Source organism: Nocardia cyriacigeorgica NBRC 100375, assembly GCF_000308555.1.
GTDB classification, from domain to species: Bacteria; Actinomycetota; Actinomycetes; order Mycobacteriales; family Mycobacteriaceae; genus Nocardia; species Nocardia cyriacigeorgica.
Window position 1 is genome coordinate 1 of sequence record NZ_BAFY01000040.1, and the last position, 18,722, is coordinate 18,722.

The 18,722-nt window shown below is 69.4% G+C and carries 12 protein-coding genes; 8 read left to right on the forward strand and 4 right to left on the reverse strand.

Features of this window, described 5'->3' with window-relative positions:
* Positions 1–3 precede the first annotated feature (3 nt).
* From RJ05_RS03695 to RJ05_RS03705, 3 genes are all read left to right on the forward strand, one after another.
* Positions 4–9,879 (forward strand): non-ribosomal peptide synthetase, encoded by a 9,876-nt coding sequence (locus RJ05_RS03695; protein WP_255220914.1) that lies wholly within the window; start codon positions 4–6, stop codon positions 9,877–9,879.
* Positions 9,876–10,865, forward strand: coding sequence for a daunorubicin resistance protein DrrA family ABC transporter ATP-binding protein (locus RJ05_RS03700; protein ID WP_036533134.1), 990 nt, complete (start codon positions 9,876–9,878; stop codon positions 10,863–10,865). Before RJ05_RS03695 ends, RJ05_RS03700 begins: the two co-directional genes overlap by 4 nt.
* Before the next feature lie 104 nt (positions 10,866–10,969).
* A complete protein-coding gene (locus tag RJ05_RS03705) occupies positions 10,970–11,770 on the forward strand; it encodes an ABC transporter permease (protein WP_036533151.1) in 801 nt (266 codons plus the stop codon).
* A 108-nt stretch (positions 11,771–11,878) separates the two neighbouring features.
* On the opposite strand, the gene RJ05_RS03710 is transcribed toward RJ05_RS03705, so the two are convergent.
* The gene (locus RJ05_RS03710; RefSeq protein ID WP_014351500.1) at positions 11,879–12,214 is read right to left on the reverse strand and encodes an RNA polymerase-binding protein RbpA; all 336 of its coding nucleotides are present in this window, start codon (positions 12,212–12,214) and stop codon (positions 11,879–11,881) included.
* A gap of 365 nt (positions 12,215–12,579) precedes the next feature.
* Here RJ05_RS03710 and RJ05_RS03715 point away from each other — a divergent pair, with 365 nt between their 5' ends.
* Positions 12,580–12,903, forward strand: coding sequence for a hypothetical protein (locus RJ05_RS03715; protein ID WP_048833443.1), 324 nt, complete (start codon positions 12,580–12,582; stop codon positions 12,901–12,903).
* On the opposite strand, the gene RJ05_RS03720 is transcribed toward RJ05_RS03715, so the two are convergent.
* Entirely contained in the window at positions 12,854–13,939 is a 1,086-nt protein-coding gene (locus RJ05_RS03720; protein WP_036533137.1) for a hypothetical protein, read from the reverse strand. The two genes, RJ05_RS03715 and RJ05_RS03720, sit on opposite strands and share 50 nt — an antisense overlap.
* 197 nt (positions 13,940–14,136) lie before the next feature.
* The gene (locus tag RJ05_RS03725) at positions 14,137–14,829 is read right to left on the reverse strand and encodes a M23 family metallopeptidase (RefSeq protein ID WP_228785067.1); all 693 of its coding nucleotides are present in this window, start codon (positions 14,827–14,829) and stop codon (positions 14,137–14,139) included.
* A 183-nt stretch (positions 14,830–15,012) separates the two neighbouring features.
* Between RJ05_RS03725 and RJ05_RS03730 the strand changes: the two genes are divergently transcribed.
* On the forward strand, positions 15,013–15,354 hold the full coding sequence (locus RJ05_RS03730) for an ArsR/SmtB family transcription factor (RefSeq protein ID WP_036533141.1): 342 nt from the start codon (positions 15,013–15,015) through the stop codon (positions 15,352–15,354).
* Here RJ05_RS03730 and RJ05_RS03735 read toward each other — a convergent pair.
* Entirely contained in the window at positions 15,336–16,319 is a 984-nt protein-coding gene (locus RJ05_RS03735; RefSeq protein ID WP_036533143.1) for a glycosyltransferase family 9 protein, read from the reverse strand. The two genes, RJ05_RS03730 and RJ05_RS03735, sit on opposite strands and share 19 nt — an antisense overlap.
* Before the next feature lie 237 nt (positions 16,320–16,556).
* Between RJ05_RS03735 and RJ05_RS03740 the strand changes: the two genes are divergently transcribed.
* From RJ05_RS03740 to RJ05_RS03750, 3 genes are all read left to right on the forward strand, one after another.
* Entirely contained in the window at positions 16,557–17,150 is a 594-nt protein-coding gene (locus tag RJ05_RS03740) for an HdeD family acid-resistance protein (RefSeq protein WP_036533145.1), read from the forward strand.
* Positions 17,151–17,212: 62 nt separating this feature from the next.
* Positions 17,213–17,518 carry a hypothetical protein gene (locus RJ05_RS03745; RefSeq protein ID WP_036533147.1) on the forward strand — a complete coding sequence of 102 codons (306 nt, stop codon included), beginning with the start codon at positions 17,213–17,215 and terminating at the stop codon, positions 17,516–17,518.
* 175 nt (positions 17,519–17,693) lie between these two features.
* Positions 17,694–18,305, forward strand: coding sequence for a class I SAM-dependent methyltransferase (locus RJ05_RS03750; protein ID WP_036533148.1), 612 nt, complete (start codon positions 17,694–17,696; stop codon positions 18,303–18,305).
* The last annotated feature ends 417 nt before the right edge of the window (positions 18,306–18,722 follow it).

Sequence of the window (18,722 nt, forward strand, 5' to 3'; positions counted from 1 at the left end):
CCGGTGCAGTACGCCGATTTCGCGCTGTGGCAGCGAGAGTTGCTCGGCGAGGAAACCGATCCGTCGAGCGCGCTCAGTCGTCAACTGAACTACTGGCGCTCGGCGCTGGACGAGCTGCCCGAGCAGCTGGACCTGCCGCTGGACCGCCCGCGCCCGCTGCGGCGATCCACCGCGGGTGCTCGGTTCGGGTTCACCATCGACCCCGAAACCCGCCAGGCCGCAGGTGAACTCGCCGTCACCAGGGGCGTCAGCATGTTCATGGTGTTGCACGCCGCGTTCGCCATCCTGCTGGCGCGGGTCTGCGGCAGCCGCGACATCGTCATCGGCACACCCATCGCCGGCCGTTCCGACCCGGCGCTGGACGAGTTGGTCGGCATGTTCGTCAACACGCTGGTGTTGCGCACCGAGGTGGATCCGGCCGCCGGGTTCGATCGCATGCTCGATGTCGCCAGGGAAACCGATCTCAATGCCTTCGCCAATGCCGACGTACCGTTCGAGCGGCTGGTGGAGGTCGTCAACCCGGAGCGGATGAGCGGCAGACATCCGCTGTTCCAGGTGATGCTGTCCTACGACCGTGCGCCCGAACTGCGCATCGAACTGCCCGGTGTGCACACCGAAGTGCTTCCGCTGGCGGCCGACGTGGCCAAGTTCGATCTCCAGCTCGAAGTGCACGACGACACCACCGACGGCCCACTGCACGCCGAATTCGGTTATGCCACCGACGTATTCGACGATGCCACGATTCAGGCGCTGGCGCGCCGGTTCACCGCTGTCCTCGCTGCCGCGGTGGTGCGTCCCGATGCGCCGGTCGGCGATATCGACATCCTGGACCGGCGCGAGAAGGCCGATCTGGTGCCGATCGCGGGCGGACCCGCCGAACCCACCGTCACGCTGGCGCGGTTGTTCGCCCAGACCGCCGAACGCCTGCCGGATGCGGTGGCCGTGCGCTTCCGTGGCAACGACACCACCTACCGCGAGCTCGACGAACGCTCCAACCAGCTGGCCAGGGTCCTGATCGCGCACGGCGCGGGTCCCGAGGTGGTCGTCGCCGTCGCCCTGCCGCGCAGCCTGCATTCGATCCTGGCGATCTGGGCGGTCGCCAAGACGGGTGCGGCCTATGTCCCGATCGACCCGGGCTATCCGCGGGAACGGATCGCCCACATGATCGGCGATTCCGGGGCACTGTTCGGGCTCACCGATCCCGGTTCGCTGTCGGAGTTGCCCAGCTGGCCCGCAGATCCCGGTAAACACAGCCTGACCACCGGCACCTGGTTGATGCTCGGCTCCGGCGAACTCGACATGGCCTGCGCCGCGCAATCGGCCGCGCCCGTCACCGATGCCGAGCGGCTCGGCGCCCTGCGCGCAGGCCAGCCCGCCTACCTGATCTACACCTCCGGATCCACCGGCACGCCGAAGGCCGTCATCGTCACCCATGCCGGCCTTGCCTCCTTCGCCAACGAGCAGCGGTACCTGTTCGGCGTCACCGATTCCGCGCGGACCCTGCACTTCTCGTCACCGAGTTTCGACGCCTCGGTGCTGGAGCTGCTGCTGGGATTCGCGGCCGGAGCCACCGTGGTGGTCGCGCCCGCAGATCTCTACGGCGGCAGCGAACTCGCCGACTTCCTGCGCACCGAACGGGTCACCCACGCCTTCATCACCCCCGCCGCACTCGCCACCGTGCCGTGCGAGCGGCTCGACGACCTGCGCTCGGTGATGGTCGGTGGTGAGGCCTGCACGGAGGCGCTGGTCGCCACCTGGGCGCCGCGCTACCGCATGCACAACATGTACGGCCCGTCGGAAGCGACGGTCGCCGCGACGGCCTCGGAGCCGATGCGAGCCGGCGAACCGATCCCGCTCGGTCACCCGGTGCGCGGGATGCGGCTGTTCGTCCTGGACAACCGTTTGCGCCCGGTGCCACCCGGCACGCCCGGCGAACTGTATGTGTCCGGACCGGGTATCGCGCGCGGCTACCACGGCAGGCACGCGCTCACCGCCGCCAGATTCCCGGCGAACCCACACGGGCGCCGCGGCGAGCGGATGTACCGGACCGGCGATCTTGTGGTGGCCGATCCGGCGGGCAACTTGCGCTTCCTCGGCCGCGCCGACGACCAGATCAAGATCCGCGGCTTCCGCATCGAGCTCAGCGAGATCGACCACGTGCTGCGCGCACACCCCGGCGTCGATTTCGCCATGACCGTGGTGCACACCGATGCCAACGGACACCAGCGGCTGGCCGCGTATGTGAATGGCGCGGAGGCGATCGACCCGGCAGCCGTGCTCGACACCGCACGGGGACGGCTGCCCGGGTACATGGTGCCCGCCGCGGTCACGGTGCTGGACGAGGTTCCGGTGACGCCGTCGGGCAAACTCGACCGAAAGGCCCTGCCCGAACCGGTATTCGGGGCCGTCGCCGCATCCCGCGCGCCAGCCACCGAACTCGAACTGCGGGTCGCCGCCCTGTTCGGCGAGGTGCTCGGCAGGCCCATCACCGGCGCCGACGACAGCTTCTTCGACGTCGGCGGCAACTCGCTGCTGGCCACCCGGCTGGCCGCGTCGGTGTACCAGCACTTCGGTGTCGAACTGCCGGTGCGCACCATCTTCGAGGCGCCCACCGTGGCGGGCCTGGCCGCCCAGCTCACCGAGGCACCGCGCACCCAGCGCATTCCGCTGGTCGCGCACAGCCCGCGCCCGCAGCGGATACCACTGTCGCTGCCCCAGCAGCGCCTGTGGTTCCTCAACCGATTCGCACCGGAATCCAGTGCCTACAACATCGCGTTCGCGCTGCGGATCGACGGCGATCTCGATGTCGCAGCCCTGGGCGAAGCCCTGGCCGACATCGTCGACCGGCACGAGGTGCTGCGCACCCGATTCCCCGACGACGAGCAGGGTCCGCACCAGGTCGTCGTTCCGGTCGCCGAGGCGGTACCCGCTGTGGACCCGGTGCCTGCCACCGAGGCCGAGGTGGCCGGGCACCTGGAACGGCTGGCCCGGCGTGGCTTCGACCTGACCACCGATACCCCGCTGCGCATCACGCTGCTGCGAGTGGACGAACGCCACCATGTCCTCGGCGTCGCCGTGCACCACATCGCCGCCGACGGCTGGTCGCTCGGTCCGCTCACCCGCGACCTCGCCACCGCCTACCTGGCGCGCCGCGGGGGTGCGGCACCGAATTGGCAGCCACTGCCGGTGCAGTACGCCGACTTCGGGCTCTGGCAGCGCGAATATCTGGGCGAGGCCACCGACACCGACACCCCGGCCGCCGAGCAACTGGCGTTCTGGCGCACCCAACTGGCCGATCTGCCCGAGGAACTGCCGCTGCCCTACGACCGTCCCCGCCCCGCCGAGCCGACCCAGATCGCCGGCACCGTGCGGCGCACCCTACCGGAGCCGGTGCGCGGCGCACTTGCCGAACTGGCCCGTCAGCAGGGCGTGAGCATGTTCATGGTGCTGCGCACGGCGCTGGCGGTGCTGCTGCGTGCGGTCACCGGTGGCCGCGATATCCCGATCGGCACCCCGGTCGCGGGGCGCACCCAGACCGAGCTCGACGATCTGGTCGGAATGTTCGTCAATACGCTCGTGCTGCGCTCCGACGTCGACCCGGATCTCGCCTTCACCACGCTGCTGCGCGCCGATCGCGACACCGAACTCGCCGCCATCGCCAATGCCGACATCCCCTTCGAGCGCGTAGTCGAAGAACTCGGCCGGGATCCGCGCGCGACGGGCAGGCATCCGCTGTTCCAGGTCGCGTTGACGGTCCAGGACACCCCGCATCCACACCTGGAACTGCCCGGACTGGCGTTGCAGGCACACGCCCTCGATATCGAGTTGGCGAAGTTCGACCTCGAACTGCGTGTCACCGATCCGGCCGGAGACGGCGACGACGGTGCTCTCGAATTCGTCTACGCCGCCGAACTGTTCGACGACGCCACGGTACAGACCCTGGCCGACCGGTTCCTGGCCGTGCTCGCCACCATCACCACTGAGCCGGATATCCGCGTCGACCACATCGACGCACGCACCGAGGACGAACGCAGGCGATTCGCACCGGCCTACGGAGCACCCGCCGGTCCCGCGCTCACCCTCGCGGACGTCTTCGCGCGGGCCGTGGCCGCCCATCCGCATCGCACCGCTATCCGCTCGGGTGCGCTCGAGCTGACCTATGCCGAGGTGGACCGGCGGTCGAATCGGGTGGCGCGCCGACTGATCCGGCACGGTATCGGCACCGGCGACCGGGTCGCCCTGGGGCTGACCCGCTCGGTCGACTCCGTGGTCACCGTGCTCGCCATCGCGAAGACCGGAGCCGCGTTCGTCCCGGTCGACCCGAATTATCCGGCCGATCGAGTCCGGCACATGCTGGCCGACTCCGGATGCGCGGTCGGTGTCACGGTGTCCGCGCACCGGGAGCGGTTACGTGCCGCCGACGACCGGGGTATCGCGTGGATCGTGCTCGACGACACCGCCGACGCGGAATTCGAGCCGGCGGCCGACGGTGCCATCGCCGGCGAGCGGCTGCGCCCGACCCGCGTCGATGACCTGGCCTACCTGATCTACACCTCCGGATCCACCGGAAAGCCCAAGGGCGTGGCCGTCACCCACGGGGGCTTGTCGAATCTGGCCGCCGAGCTGGCCGGGCACGCGGGAGTGCGCCCGGAGTCGCGCACGCTGCACTTCTCCTCACCGAGCTTCGATGCCGCCGTGCTCGACCTGCTGCTGTCGATCGGTTCCGGCGCCACGATGGTCATCGCGGCACCCGACATCTACGGCGGCGACGAACTGGCCGAACTGCTCACCGCCGAACGGGTCACCCACACCTTCATCACACCCGCCGCACTGGCCACGATCGACCACGAACGCTGGCCGCTGCCGGATCTGCGGTGCCTGATGGTGGGCGGCGAGGCGGTCGGACCGGAGCTGGTCGCGCGCTGGGCGGCCGACCGCACCATGATCAACGGCTACGGGCCGACCGAGACCACCGTGCTGGCCACCATCTCCGCGCCGTTCCGGCTCGGGTGCCCGATCCCCATCGGCACCGTGGTGCGCGGTGCGCGCGCGATGGTGCTCGACGAACGCCTGCGTCCGGTGCCGGTCGGCGTGCCGGGCGAGCTGTACATCGGTGGGCCGGGCGTCGCGCGCGGCTATTTCGAGCGCTACGGATTGACCGCGTCCCGGTTCGTGGCCGATCCGTACGGACCGGCCGGATCGCGGGTCTACCGCACCGGCGACGTGGTGCGCTGGACCGCCGGCGGCGAACTGATCTACCTCGGACGCAGCGATCATCAGGTGAAGGTGCGCGGATTCCGGATCGAGCTCGGCGAGATCACCGCCGCGCTGGCCGGTCATCCCGGCGTCGGTTTCGCGCACACCCAGGTCCGCGAGATCGCCGGTGCCGATCGCATCGTGTCCTACGTCCAGCCTGCCGGGGACCTCGATCTCGACGCGCTGCGCGCCCATGCCGCGGCACAGCTGCCCGCGCACATGGTGCCGGCGGCGATCACCGTCCTGGAGCGGATCCCGCTGACCCCGGTCGGAAAGCTGGACACCGCGGCACTTCCGGAGCCGTCGCTGCCCGCCGCGCGCACGGCCCGGCCGCTGACCACCGACGCCGAGCGGCTGGTCGCCGAGGTCATGGCCGACGTGGTCGGTGCCGACATCACCGGCGCCGACGACAACTTCTTCGACATCGGCGGAACCTCGCTGCTGGCCACCCAACTGGTTGCCCGGCTGGCAGCGGCGACCGGCACACGGCTGGAAGTGCGTGCCGTCTTCGCCGGCCCCACCGTCGCCGAACTGGCGGCGCGCCTGGATTCCGGATCGCCCGACCAGGGCAGGCCGCCACTGGTCGCCGGTGCCCGGCCGCAGCGGATCCCGTTGTCCGCCGCCCAGCGCAGGCTGTGGTTCCTCAACCGCTTCGACGGCGGGGCGGGTGAGCGCAGCGCCGGGGCCTACAACGTGCCCGTGGTCTTGCGCCTGCGCGGACGGCTCGACCGCGCGGCCCTCATCGCCGCGCTGCACGCGGTGCAGCGCAGGCATGAGGCCCTGCGGACGGTCTTCCCGGTCATCGAAGGCGAACCGGCACAGGTCGTGCTGGATCCGGCCGACGCGGCGATCCGGGTGCGGACCGAGACCGTGCGGGCCGACGCGGTCGAGGCGATCGTGCGCGAATTCGCCTCGGAAGGCTTCGATCTCGGAACCACGGTGCCGGTGCGGGCCGCGATCCTGACCGTTGCCCACCCGACGGTGGTCAGCAGCGAACTCGACGAGCACGTGCTAGTGCTGGTCGTGCATCACATCGCGATGGACGGCTGGTCGCTCGAACCGCTGGCCGCCGACGTGGCCGCGGCCTACTGCGCCGCCCGGGAGGGCCGCGTGGACACGGTGCCCGCGCTCGAGATCCAGTACGCCGACTACACGCTGTGGCAGGAGCGGGTCCTCGGCACCGAGGACGATGCCGATTCACTGATCAGCCGCCAGCTCGACTACTGGCGCAACGCCCTCGACCAGCTGCCCGAGCTACTCGCGGTGCCCGCCGACCGGCCGCGGCCACCCACACCCTCCTATCGCGGCGGCACGGTGCGCTGCGCGGTCGACGCCGCCACCCACCGGGAACTGAGCACGGTCGCCGCCGGCCACAACGTCAGCATGTTCATGGTGTTGCACGCCGCGCTCGCGGTACTGCTGCACCGGATGACGGCCGTGGACGATATCGCGGTCGGCACGCCCATCGCGGGGCGCGGGCACCCGGCGCTCGACCGCATGGTCGGCATGTTCGTCAACACCTTGGTGCTGCGCACCCGGGTGGACGGCGACGCCGCGTTCACCGACCTGCTCGCGGCGGTCCGCGAGACCGACCTCGACGCCTTCGCGAACGCGGATCTGCCGTTCGAACGCCTGGTGGAGGTGCTGAATCCGGCCCGGTCGAGGTCGCATCACCCGCTGTTCCAAGTGATGCTGTCGGTCCGCAACGAGCCGGTCCGGGTACTGGAATTGCCCGGCCTGCGCATCGACGCCGACGACCCCGACGCCGGGATCGCCAAGTTCGATCTGCAGTTCACCCTCACCGAGAACCGCACCGCGGCACGCGAACCCGGCGGCATCTCGCTCGCGATCGACTTCGCGCGCGACCTGTTCGACGAGCAGACCGCCGCCCGCTTCGGTAAGCGCTTCGTCCGCCTGCTGTCCTCGATCGCCGCCAGTCCCACCACGCCGGTCGGCGATCTGGAACTGCTCGATCCCGCCGAATGGCCGGAACTCGCGCCGGTGCGCGGTGCCCAGCCGGATCGCCCGGTGACACTGCCCCAGGTATTCGCCGCGGCGGCCGCCCGCGATCCGCACGCGATCGCCGTGCGCTCGGACGGGACCGAGGTCACCTATTCGGCTCTCGACCGATGGAGCAACCGCCTCGCCCGCGTGCTCATCGCCCGTGGCGTGGGGCCGGAAACCCTGGTGGCGCTAGGTATTCCGCGTTCGGTGGAATCGGTGGCGACGGTGCTCGCGGTCGCCAAGGCCGGCGCGGCGTTCGTACCGGTCGACCCGAACTACCCGGCCGGCCGCATCGCGCACATGCTGTCGGATTCGGGTGCCGCCCTCGGCATCACACTCGCCGAGTATCGCGACGGCCTGCCCTCGGCGGCCGACTGGCTGGTGCTCGACGCGCCCGATGTCCGCTCCTTGGTGCTTGCGGCCTCCGGCGACCCCGTCACCGACGCCGACCGGATCGCCCCGCTGCGGCTGGAGAACCCGGCCTACGTCATCTACACCTCCGGATCCACCGGAACACCCAAAGGCGTCACCGTCACCCACGGCGGCCTGTCCAACTTCGCCGCCGAGACCGCGCAGCGTTTCGATGTCCGGCCCGGCTGCCGGGTGCTGCACTTCGCGACGCCGAGCTTCGACGCCGCCATGCTCGATCTGCTGTTCGCCCTCGGCGGCGCCGCCACCCTGGTGATCACCCCGCCGGGCGTCGTCGGTGGTGAGGACCTGCGCCGGGTGTTCATCGACGAGGCCATCACCCACGCCTTCATCACCACCTCGGCGCTGGGCACCGTCGACGCGACCGGTGTCACCGAACTGGCGCACGTGCTCGTCGGCGGCGAGGCGCTCCCACCGGAACTGGTGACCAGGTGGTCGCGCGGGCGCAATCTGTACAACGTCTACGGCCCGACCGAAACGACCATCGTCACGATCATGTCCCAGCCGATGGCACCGGACCGGCCCATCACCATCGGCGGACCGATCCGCGGCGTGGACGCGCTCATTCTCGATCCGCGATTGCATCCGGCGGCCATCGGCGTCACCGGGGAACTGCATCTGGCCGGTGCCGCCCTGGCCCGCGGCTACCTCAACCGCCCCGGCCTGACAGCGACCAGGTTCGTCGCCAACCCGTACGGAAAACCGGGCGAACGCATGTACCGCACCGGCGACCTGGTGCGCCTGTGGCCCGGCCCGGACGCGGGTTCCGGCGATATCGAATACGTCGGCCGGACCGACCATCAGGTCAAGATCCGCGGCTTCCGCATCGAACTCGGCGAAATCGACACCGCGCTGGGCAAGCATCGTGGCGTCGAGTTCGCCGTCACTATCGGCCATCGCACTCCGGCGGGAGCCACCGCACTGGTGTCGTATGTGAAGCCGATGGCCGGTGCGGTGGTGACGGCGGCCGAACTCACCGCCCACCTGGCCGATCTGGTGCCCAATTACATGGTGCCGCAGTCGATCATGCTGATCGACCGGGTACCGCTGAGCCCGGTCGGCAAGCTCGACCGGCAGGCGCTGCCGGAACCGGTGTTCACCGGCGGACAGGGCTATCGGGCGCCGGCGACACCCACCGAGGCAGCGCTGTGCGCGGCCTTCGCCGAGGCGCTCGGCATCGATCGCGTCGGCGCCGACGACAGCTTCTTCGAACTCGGCGGCAACTCGCTGCTGGCGACGAAGGTGGTGGCCAGGGTGCGCGCCGACGGCATCGAGATGCCGGTACAGATGATGTTCGGTGAGGCGACTCCCGCGGCGATCGCCGCGCGTGTCGACGACAGCGGCGTCGACGATGCGATGGCCGAGGCGCTGGCGCCGATCCTGCCGCTGCGGCCCGACACCGGAGCCAGCCGCGAGCCGCTGTTCTGCGTGCACCCGGCGATCGGTCTGGCGTGGTGCTACTCCGGACTGCTCGCGCACCTGCCCGCGGATCGCCCGGTGTACGGCTTGCAGGCGCCGCATGTGACCGGAGGCGCGGGCTACGGCTCGCTCGCCGAGGCGGCCGATCAGTACGTCGAGCACATCCGGTCGGTGCAGCCGCACGGTCCCTACCACCTGCTCGGCTGGTCGCTGGGCGGTCTCATCGCCCATGAGATCGCGGTGCGGTTGCAGGAGGCGGGCGAGCAGGTGGCGCTGCTGGCGATGATGGACAGCTACCAGCTCTCCGACAACTTGCTCGATCAGGCCATGCCCAGCGTCGCCGACATCATCGGTGAGTTCGGCAGCGACCTGATCGACGACCCGGGCGCGCTCGACGCACGGATGAGCCTGCCCGAGGCCGCCGCGCTGCTGCGCTCGCAACCGGGCCCGTTCGCGGCGCTCACGGTCGACCATCTGGAACGGCTCTACGCCGGCTACGCCGATGGCACGGTGCTGGCCAACAGCTTCCGGCCCCGGACGTTCCGCGGCGACCTGCTGTTCTTCACCGCGGCCGACGACGAGATCAACCGCGCGGACCGGGATCGCTGCGCCGCGGCCTGGCGTCCGTTCGTCACCGGCGCCGTGCACGACCATCAGCTGCGGTGCACCCACGCGGCGATGACCACACCCGAAGCACTCGCGGTGATCGGACCGGTGCTGCGCTTCCACCTCGACGGCGCGGACCGGCAAGCGAAGGAGACACACAGGTGAGCCTGGCGGTGGAAGTCCTCGGCCTGGTCAAGAACTACGGCCGTGTCCGAGTGCTCGACGGGATCGACATCCAGATCCCGGCGGGCACCGTGATGGGATTGCTCGGGCCCAACGGTGCGGGCAAGACGACCACGGTGCGCATCGTCACCACCCTGCTACGGCCCTGTGCGGGATCGGTCCACGTCGCCGGCGTCGACGTGCTGCGCGACCCGGCCGCGGCCCGCCGCCGCATCGGGCTGTCGGGCCAGTACGCCGCCGTCGACGCGAATCTGTCCGGCTACGAGAACCTGCGCATGGTGGCCCGGCTCTACGGGATGTCGCATCGGCAGGCCGCGGCGCGCGCGGGCGAACTGCTCACCGCCTTCGGGCTCGACCACGCCGCCGATCGTCGGGCGGGCACCTACTCCGGCGGTATGGCGCGCAGGCTGGACCTGGCCGGCGCGCTGGTGGCCCGGCCGCCGGTGGTGGTGCTCGACGAACCGACCACCGGCCTCGATCCGCGCGGGCGACTCGACATGTGGCGGGTGATCGGCGATCTCGTCGACGACGGCACCACCGTGCTGCTGACCACCCAATATCTGGAAGAAGCCGACCAACTCGCCGATCGGATCATCGTCATCGATCGGGGCAAGGTGATCGCCCGGGGTTCGGCCGACGAACTGAAGACCTCCATCGGCGGTGATCGGCTGACGGTCACCCTGGCCACCGGCCAGGAAGCCGAGCCGGCCCTGTCGGTGCTGGCCCAGATCGGTATCGGCGAGCCGATGCACGACATCGGCAGCCATGACGTGTCGATCGTGGTCGGCGAGGGGTCGCGCACCATGGTCGAGGCCCTGCGGCGGCTCGACGACGCCGGAGTGTGCGTCGTCGACGCGAATGTGCACCGCCCCACCCTCGACGACGTATTCCTTTCCCTCACCGGCACCGCGGTATCTACGCCCGCGGCGGCGGAATCCGATGACGTACAAGAGGAGATCATGTCGTGAGCCCAGCGCCGACAGCGGTACGTGACGAAGCCCCCGAGGCCGAGGATTCCGCGGCGGACACAGACGCGCGCGGTGCGGCGAAACCGCGTGTGGCGGCGGTGGATATGTCGCCGCGCGGGCGGGTCTTCCGCGATAGCGCCATCGTCGCCTACCGAAACCTGCTGACCATTCTGCGCGTGCCGACGCTGCTGGTGACCGCGACGATCCAGCCGCTGATGTTCGTGTTCCTGTTCGCCTACATCTTCGGCGCCTCGCTCGGCGGCAGCCAGTACCGGGAGTTCCTGCTGGCCGGGATCTTCGCCCAGACGGTGGCGTTCAACGCGGCGTTCACCACCGTCGGGTTGGCCGGTGATCTGCACAAGGGAATCATCGACCGGATGCGGACGCTGCCGATGTCGCGGATGGCGGTGCTGCTCGGGCGCACGCTCTCGGACCTGGTGGTCAATATTCTCAGCCTAATTGTGATGGTGGGCTGCGGCTATATCGTCGGCTGGCGGATCAACGGCCCGATCACCGACGCCGCGCTGGCCTTCGCGGTGATCTTGTTGTTCGCGTTCGCGATGTCCTGGGTCGGCGCGTTGACCGGGTTGCTGTCTCCGACAGTGGAGGTCGCGCAGAGCGTCGGCTTGATCTGGATGTTCCCGCTGTCGTTCATCTCCTCGGCGTTCATTTCCGCGCAGACGTTGCCGGGGCCGTTGCGCACGATCGCCGAATGGAATCCGATCACCGCGGTTGCCGCGGCGGGGCGCAAATTGTTCGACAACAGTTCGCCGCCGTCGTTCGCGACCCCGACCGGTTGGCCGGCCGAACATTGTGTCGAATACGCGGTGATCTGTTCGGTGGCCATCCTCGTGGTGGTCGTGCCGCTGGCGTTGTTGCGGTATCGGCGAGTCGCCAGCCACTGAACCCGCAGGCGCCGCGCAGTTACTCCGCGGCGCCGGCCCTGGTAGACGAAAGGCCGCTCACCCCGGACGAATCCGGTGTGAGCGGCCTTTGCCGGCTCGTGGCTGCGCTCAGCCGCGCCTGCGGGTCTTGAGCAGTTCGAGGCGCTCCTTGAGCAGTTCCTCGAGCTCTTCCTTACTGCGCCGTTCCAGCAGCATGTCCCAGTGGGTGCGCGGCGGCTTGACCTTCTTGGCCTCCTGCGTGGTGCCCTCGAGCAGGACGCCTTCCTGGCCGTTGCGGCACAACCACGTCGGCGGGATCTCGGCGTCGTCGGCGAACGGGACGTCGAACTCTTCACCATTGTCGGTCCGATACCGGGCCATCCGGCGGGGCGCCAAATCGTGGTCGCGGTCGGTCTCGTAGCTCACCGCTCCGAGCCGACTGCCCCGGAGTACGCGATCTGCCATCTGTTCGGTCCTCTCTGTGTCTGTTGTGCCGCTGCTACGCGGCGGCGGGTTCGTGACCCTGGCGTGGCACACCTGCCGCCACATCGGCAGGGCCGCGAACCGGTGGAGTCACGCGCCCGGGGCGTGTCCGGACGCATCATCCCGTTGGTGTTCCGGCCGAACGCGCACGGATGCGCGGAACCGGTTGGGGTTGTTCGCGCCCGGCGTGGCTCGACCGGCGCGAACACCATGTGCTCTGTGAACGTGTGGTGGGCTACTTTCGTTCCCTGCGGGGGAGAACCTGGCTATTCTACGCTGTTCGCCGCCGTCACCGGTGCGGCGTGCCCTGTGCGGAGGGTCGCCGGGTGCGGTTAGGGTGTCGGGTCATGTCGCGCCGGTCACTGTCCTGCCTGTGGTGCGGGCGGGAAATCGTGGAATCCGAGGTCGGGCGTCGCCGCCGGTACTGCCGTCAGTCGTGCCGTCAGCGGGCCTACGAACATCGCAACAGCTTGAAGGGGACCGGGATTCCCGAGGACTCGGTGGTGCTGAGCGCACAGGAGGCCGCTGATCTGGCCGACCGCTGGTTCGCGGCGCGGTGTGCGGCCGAGGATGTGGCGACGGCGATCGGTGAGGGCGCCGATGCGGCCGAACTCGCCGCGCTCAGTGAGACTCTGCTCCAGCTCGCCCGTGACGCCGAACGCCTGCGCTGAGATCCGCGGATCCGGAGGGGCGCGAACCGGCCGCGCGGGCGCGGCGATACACCAGCACGCCGAGGCCTGCCACCACGGCGACCAGGACGACGAAGGCGGCGACGGTGAGCGCGTCCGGATGTAGCAGCGGCTGCGCGCGCATGGCCTGCCAGAACGTCAACCCGAACAGCCCCGCGTAACCCACAGTGAGCACGCCGACCAGGTCGGTCCTGGTGCGTTCACTGCGCAACCAGGGCAGGTGTGGTGCCAGTGCTGCCGAAACGATCACCGCCGCCAGCAGCACCTGGATCCCGTGCAGCCCGAGGAAATGCGGAATGCGTAGGTCCCCGCCGACGGTGCTCCAGTGGGTGATCGGCATGCCCGCCCCGTCGCGGGTGAGTTCGGTGCGCAGCCGCGCCTCGATGACGGTGTGGCCGGCTATCAACTCCACGATCCGGCCATCGGCATCGACTACGCGCTGCTTGCCGGTGAAGCCCATCAGATACGCCTGTGCCATACCCGCGACCGCCAGCGCGAGACCTGCGCGAATCGCCCGGGTGGTCGGCCGGTCCACCAGCCGCTGTGCGCACAAGATCAGGGCCAGCACCAGATTCGCGACGAACAGGCCGGGGACACCGGAGACGAAGATCTGTTGTCCGATGACGTTGACCGGATCGGGATCGGAATTGTTGAAATGGCTGAACGTGCCGCGCGCGGCCTGCACGGCGATGAATCCGACATCGAGCACACCGGTCACCGCGAAAACCGTCCCGAGCCACCAGGTGGCGCGGCGGCCCCGGTGTGGCAGCGCCAGCAGCCAGACCAGGCTCAGCCCGTAGAGGGTGAAGGCGATGCCGAACTTCAATGGCTTGAGCCAGACCGATTCGCCGAGCAGCATGCGGTCGTCGACGACCAGGCCGTAGGCCGAAACGATCGTCAGTGCGGTCATCGCGCCCACCATCACCAGAAGCGGCCGATGCAGGGCCGCGCGTTCGGGAAGGCCGGCCCGGAAGCGGTCCGAAGGCGGTGTCGGGGAAGCGATCTCGGGTGTGACCATGCTGCGAAACTAGAGTTCGGCCCTGCTCGGCCACATCCCGCCGGCGCGCCATTGCGGCCCCCTACCGCGGTACCGGATCGCGGCGCCGGGCCCATCCGCAGATCTAGGACGACGAAGGCCCGCAGGCACTCTCGCCTACGGGCCGTCCCCGTGGATTCGCGGCGACGCGTGGCCGGTGGACCGGGTCGCCGACGATGTCAGGAGTGGTCGCCGTGCACGCTGATCCCGCGCGCGGCCAGCCACGGCTGCGGGTCGATCGGGCCGACGCCTGGCACGTGCACCTCGTAGTGCAGGTGCGGCCCGGTGGAGTAGCCGCGGCTGCCGACGGTGGCGATCACGTCACCGGCGCGCACCGGCTGGCCGACGGTCACCAGGATGTCCTGCATGTGGCCGTAGACGCCGATGGTGCCGTCGTCCTGCTGGACCCGCACCCACAGGCCGAAACCGCTGGCCGGGCCGGCCTCGATCACGACGCCGTCGGTGACGGCCGCGATCGGCGCGCCCATCGGGTCGGCGAAATCGATACCCGCGTGCATCGTGCCCCAGCGCATGCCGAAGGTGGAACTCATCGGGCCGGCCACCGGGCGGATGGTCTTGGGCCGGGCGAACTCGATCGCGAGGCGGTTCTGTTCCCAGGCCACCGCCTCGGGCACGGTCTGGGCTCGCTGGGCTTCGGGCGGGGTGAACGCGGCAAAGGTGGCGTCGGTGGTGCCGGCCACCAGCTGCGGGGAGTGCAGGGCCTCGGTCGAGTTCTCTTCGGTGCATCCGGCGAGCACGCCGAGCGAGGCGCCGATCGCCGTGGAGGCGGCCACCACGCGGGTGGCGACGCTGCGACGGCCGGTGCGCGGCGCGCCGGGGCGGCGAGAAAGTAACGGAACGGTCACGGGCATGGCTCGAAGCTACGGGATCGCCGGCACCGCTCGGCAATCCTGTGGCTACCATCACTAGCGTCTATAACCCCAGTTCGATGATTACGAAGTGATAACGACACGGTTGATATTCCGTGTCGAGCTGGGCAAACGCGGTAAACGGCCGATTTGACGCCTCAATTGCCAGTTGATCACACTGTATTAGTGGCTACTAATGGAGTCAGGGCGATCGAAGCGCTCGCCGACCCCACCAGGCGGGCGATCTTCGAAGCACTACCGCATGCGCAACTATCGGTGGGCGAGCTGGCCGAGGCCGTCGGCGTCAGTAGTTCGGCGGTATCGCAGCACTTGCGGATCCTCCGGGAGGCGCGCCTGGTGATGATGCGCCCGGACGGCAACCGCAGGCTGTACTTCCTCGACCCGCGCGGGCTGGCCGACGCCCGCGACTATGTGGAGCGGTTCTGGCCGAGCGCCATCGCCGCCTACTCCGCGGCGGTACACACCGCGAGCGTGGAAGAACAGACTCCTCAGCCGACGCGGCGGTAGGCGCGCGGACGCTCTCCGGTATTCCCGGCCCAGGAGTGTTTACCGAGCTGGGCGTCGATCGCGCCGAGCACCTCGCTCACCCCGATCCGCAGCAGGCCCGCGTCGGCACTGTCGGCATCCGGGTCGCCGACCTGACCCGCCCAGAGCACGTCGTGCCGGGCGAGCAGATGTGGCGGTGGCCCGCCCCGGCGCGGGGGAGTCGGACCGAACAGCTGCACGGTGCGGGTGCCGAACGCGGTCGCCAGATGAGCGACGCCGGTATCGCCGCACAACACCAGCGCGGCTTCGGCGACCGTCGCGGCCAATTCGATGAGGTTCTGCTCGCCCGCCAGCACCCGATGCGGTGGCAGCCCGGCGCGCGCGGCGATGCCGAGTGCGATCTCGCGCTCGAACTCGTCGCCGGTGATGACGACTTCCCGGCCGAGGACCGACTGATGCCGGATGACGGCGGCGAACCGGTCGGGAGGCCAGCGGCGCGCCGGTGCGCCCGCGCCGATGTGCACGACGACGGCGTCGCGGTGACTGGTGGTGGCCACCGGCGGGACCAGGCCGAGGTTGCGCCGGTCGGCATCGATGCCGTCGAATTCGAGCAGATGGCACCAGCGGTCGACCAGATGCATGTCGGGATCCCACTGCGGGCCGGGCAGCTCGGGGAAGGCCGGATTGCGGTAGGTGAGGATGCGGCGTGCGTCGGTCTTGATCAGTTCGACGACCGACTCGGTGTCGGGGCCGTGCAGGTTCACGGCGAGATCGGGGGTGGGTCCGTCCCAGCGCAGGCTGCCGCCCTCGGTGGTGGGAACCATCGCGTCGACCGAGGTGATCAGATCGACGATGGGCCGTAGCCGATGCGGGGCCGCCAGGACGATGCGGTCGTCCGGCCTCGCCCGGCGCAGTGCGCGCAGCGCCGGGACCGCGGTGAGCAGTTCACCGAGACCGCGTGCCTGAAGCACGAGAACAACCGACACCCTCTTCTCCTAGCCACCCGAGACTCGTCATACCCGACCCACTCGACTCACCTGACGGCGTTCACGACGAGAGCCATTGACCCACAATTACCCGGCGTGTACAGCGGCAAACGTGATCATCACGGCGTTCTCGGTCACAGTCGGCCACCGTGGTGCACAACTCGCGGTGGCGGCGCGCGGTCGCGGGCAGTGAGCAAATGCCCAGAGAACCATGGAATTCGGGCATAACATCACTTCATGACGACGAATATCATCCCGCAGGGCCCGGTGCAGGCCCTCGCGCGTGCCGCCTGGCAATCGATCTTGGTCACCGGACTGCTCTCGGTGATCCTCGGCGTGCTGATCCTGGTGTGGCCGGGCAAGACGCTGCTGGTCGCCGGCATCATCTTCGGCATCTATCTGGTGGTCAGCGGCCTGTTGCAGCTGGTCGCGGCGTTCGCGGCGCCGGCGAGCGCGGGGATGCGGGTGCTGTATTTCATCAGCGGCGTGTTGTCGATCGTCATCGGTGTCTTCTGTTTCCGCGACGACCTGACCTCGATCCTGCTGCTGGGGCTGTGGATCGGTATCGGCTGGTTGTTCCGCGGGGTCGCGGTGACGATGGCGGCGATCTCGGAACCGGGCCTGCCCGGCCGCGGCTGGCAGGGCTTCTTCGGCGTGATCACCGCGATCGCGGGTGTCGTGCTGATCATCTGGCCCGTGGAATCGGTCGCCACATTGGCCTGGGTGGCCGGTATCTGGCTGGTCGTGCTCGGTGTCATGGAGATGATCACCGCGTTCGGAGTGCGCAAGGACGCCAAGGATCTCGGTGTTCCGGCGCAGCCGGTCGCATGACACAATCGCGGGATCACATGGTCGACGTCGGGGGTCGACATCGAAAGGAACTGGAGGCACGAATGTTTCGTACTGCTGGGATCGTCGGTGCACTGGCCACCGCGGGCGCCATCACCCTGCTGGCCCCGGGCGCCGCGCACGCCGCGGGCGGCACCCTGAACCTCAACGGTGAGCTGCACGCGAACCCGGTGGGCTGCTTCAACACCGGTGACAGCTTCTACACGACGCTGCAGACCACCGTGGGAAATTCGACGGATCAGGCGATCACGCTGTACGCGGGTCCTGACTGCGCGGGCCAGGCCCTCGGCGTGATCGAGCCCAACACCATCGGCTACGTCCCCAGCGGCGGCAGCGTCTCGGTGCCGTAATACCCGGACCACCGAACTCCGGCGTGGACCTCGCGATCAATCGCGGGGTCCACGTGCTTTTCCGGGGGCCCGATCTCATGCACCGGGACCGCGGGGTGTGGGTGGCCGCGTCCGGGCAGGCTGTCGCGGGGGCTACGGTGGCAAGACCAGCCGACGCATCGAGAAGGAGCCAGCCGTGGGTGAGCGGGTGCCCAGCCAGTGGGAGGAGATCACGGCCAACGATCCCGCGCACTCCACCTGGTACATCGAGCGGTTCCGCGGCCTGGCGGCCCAGGGACAGGACATCGTGGGGGAGGCCAGGCTGATCGACGCGATGCTCGGCAGGGGCTCGCGCGTGCTCGACGCCGGTTGCGGGCCCGGGCGCATCGGCGGCTATCTGCACGATGCCGGGCATGTGGTCGTCGGCGTCGACGTGGACCCGGTGCTGATCGAGGCGGCCGAACACGACCATCCCGGCCCGACCTGGCTGGTCGGCGACCTGGCCGAACTGGATTTGCCGTCCCACGGCATTCCCGCCGACTTCGACGTCATCGTGTGCGCGGGCAATGTGATGACCTTCCTCGCGCCGAGCACCCGCAGGCCGGTGCTGTCCGGCTTCGCTCGCCATCTCGCCCCGGATGGCCGCGCCGTCATCGGATTCGGCGCCGAACGGGGCTACCCATTCGAGGAGTTCTTCGCCGACGCCGCGGCCGCGGGGCTGGTACTGGACCTGCGGCTGTCGACCTGGGATCTGCGGCCGTACCGCGACGACTCCGACTTCTTGGTTGCCGTGTTCACTCGCGCCTGAGGTGCGGTCGCACCCCGGGGTTGAAATATGTGCCGCCGGTTCGGTATTCGAGGTCGGCGGGCGACGGTCCGTCCCGCGCCGGTCGTTTTCCGCTGGTGTGAAATCGGCGCTATTCCAACGAATTTGCGAGCCGCATCGAATGCAGCCTCCCGGACGGTGTCTCGAAATCGTTCCCGCCGACGCGGTTTCGGTAGCTCGTAGGTTGAAATAGGGGTTATTTGCTACCGCTGGAACTCGGCGGGGGAAGATCGCTGTTCTCGGGGCGAGGAAATTATTGATCTTTGGGCTGGGGGATGTCCGGATTCGTCCCGCCGCAGCGCGGACTGGTGCAGAAAGATCGTTCTGACCTGGGGTGATCGCTGGTGTGGAGCGGACGGGCCGGTGTCTTCGGGCAATTGTGGAAGCGCTGGATAAACC

Excerpts from the sequence above, each read along its gene's own strand:
- RJ05_RS03705 (WP_036533151.1), top strand. The coding sequence starts at position 10,970 with ATGTCGCCGCGCGGGCGGGTCTTCCGCGATAGCGCCATCGTCGCCTAC.
- RJ05_RS03710 (WP_014351500.1), bottom strand. The coding sequence starts at position 12,214 with ATGGCAGATCGCGTACTCCGGGGCAGTCGGCTCGGAGCGGTGAGCTAC.
- RJ05_RS03715 (WP_048833443.1), top strand. The coding sequence starts at position 12,580 with ATGTCGCGCCGGTCACTGTCCTGCCTGTGGTGCGGGCGGGAAATCGTG.
- RJ05_RS03720 (WP_036533137.1), bottom strand. The coding sequence starts at position 13,939 with ATGGTCACACCCGAGATCGCTTCCCCGACACCGCCTTCGGACCGCTTC.
- RJ05_RS03725 (WP_228785067.1), bottom strand. The coding sequence starts at position 14,829 with ATGCCCGTGACCGTTCCGTTACTTTCTCGCCGCCCCGGCGCGCCGCGC.
- RJ05_RS03740 (WP_036533145.1), top strand. The coding sequence starts at position 16,557 with ATGACGACGAATATCATCCCGCAGGGCCCGGTGCAGGCCCTCGCGCGT.
- RJ05_RS03745 (WP_036533147.1), top strand. The coding sequence starts at position 17,213 with ATGTTTCGTACTGCTGGGATCGTCGGTGCACTGGCCACCGCGGGCGCC.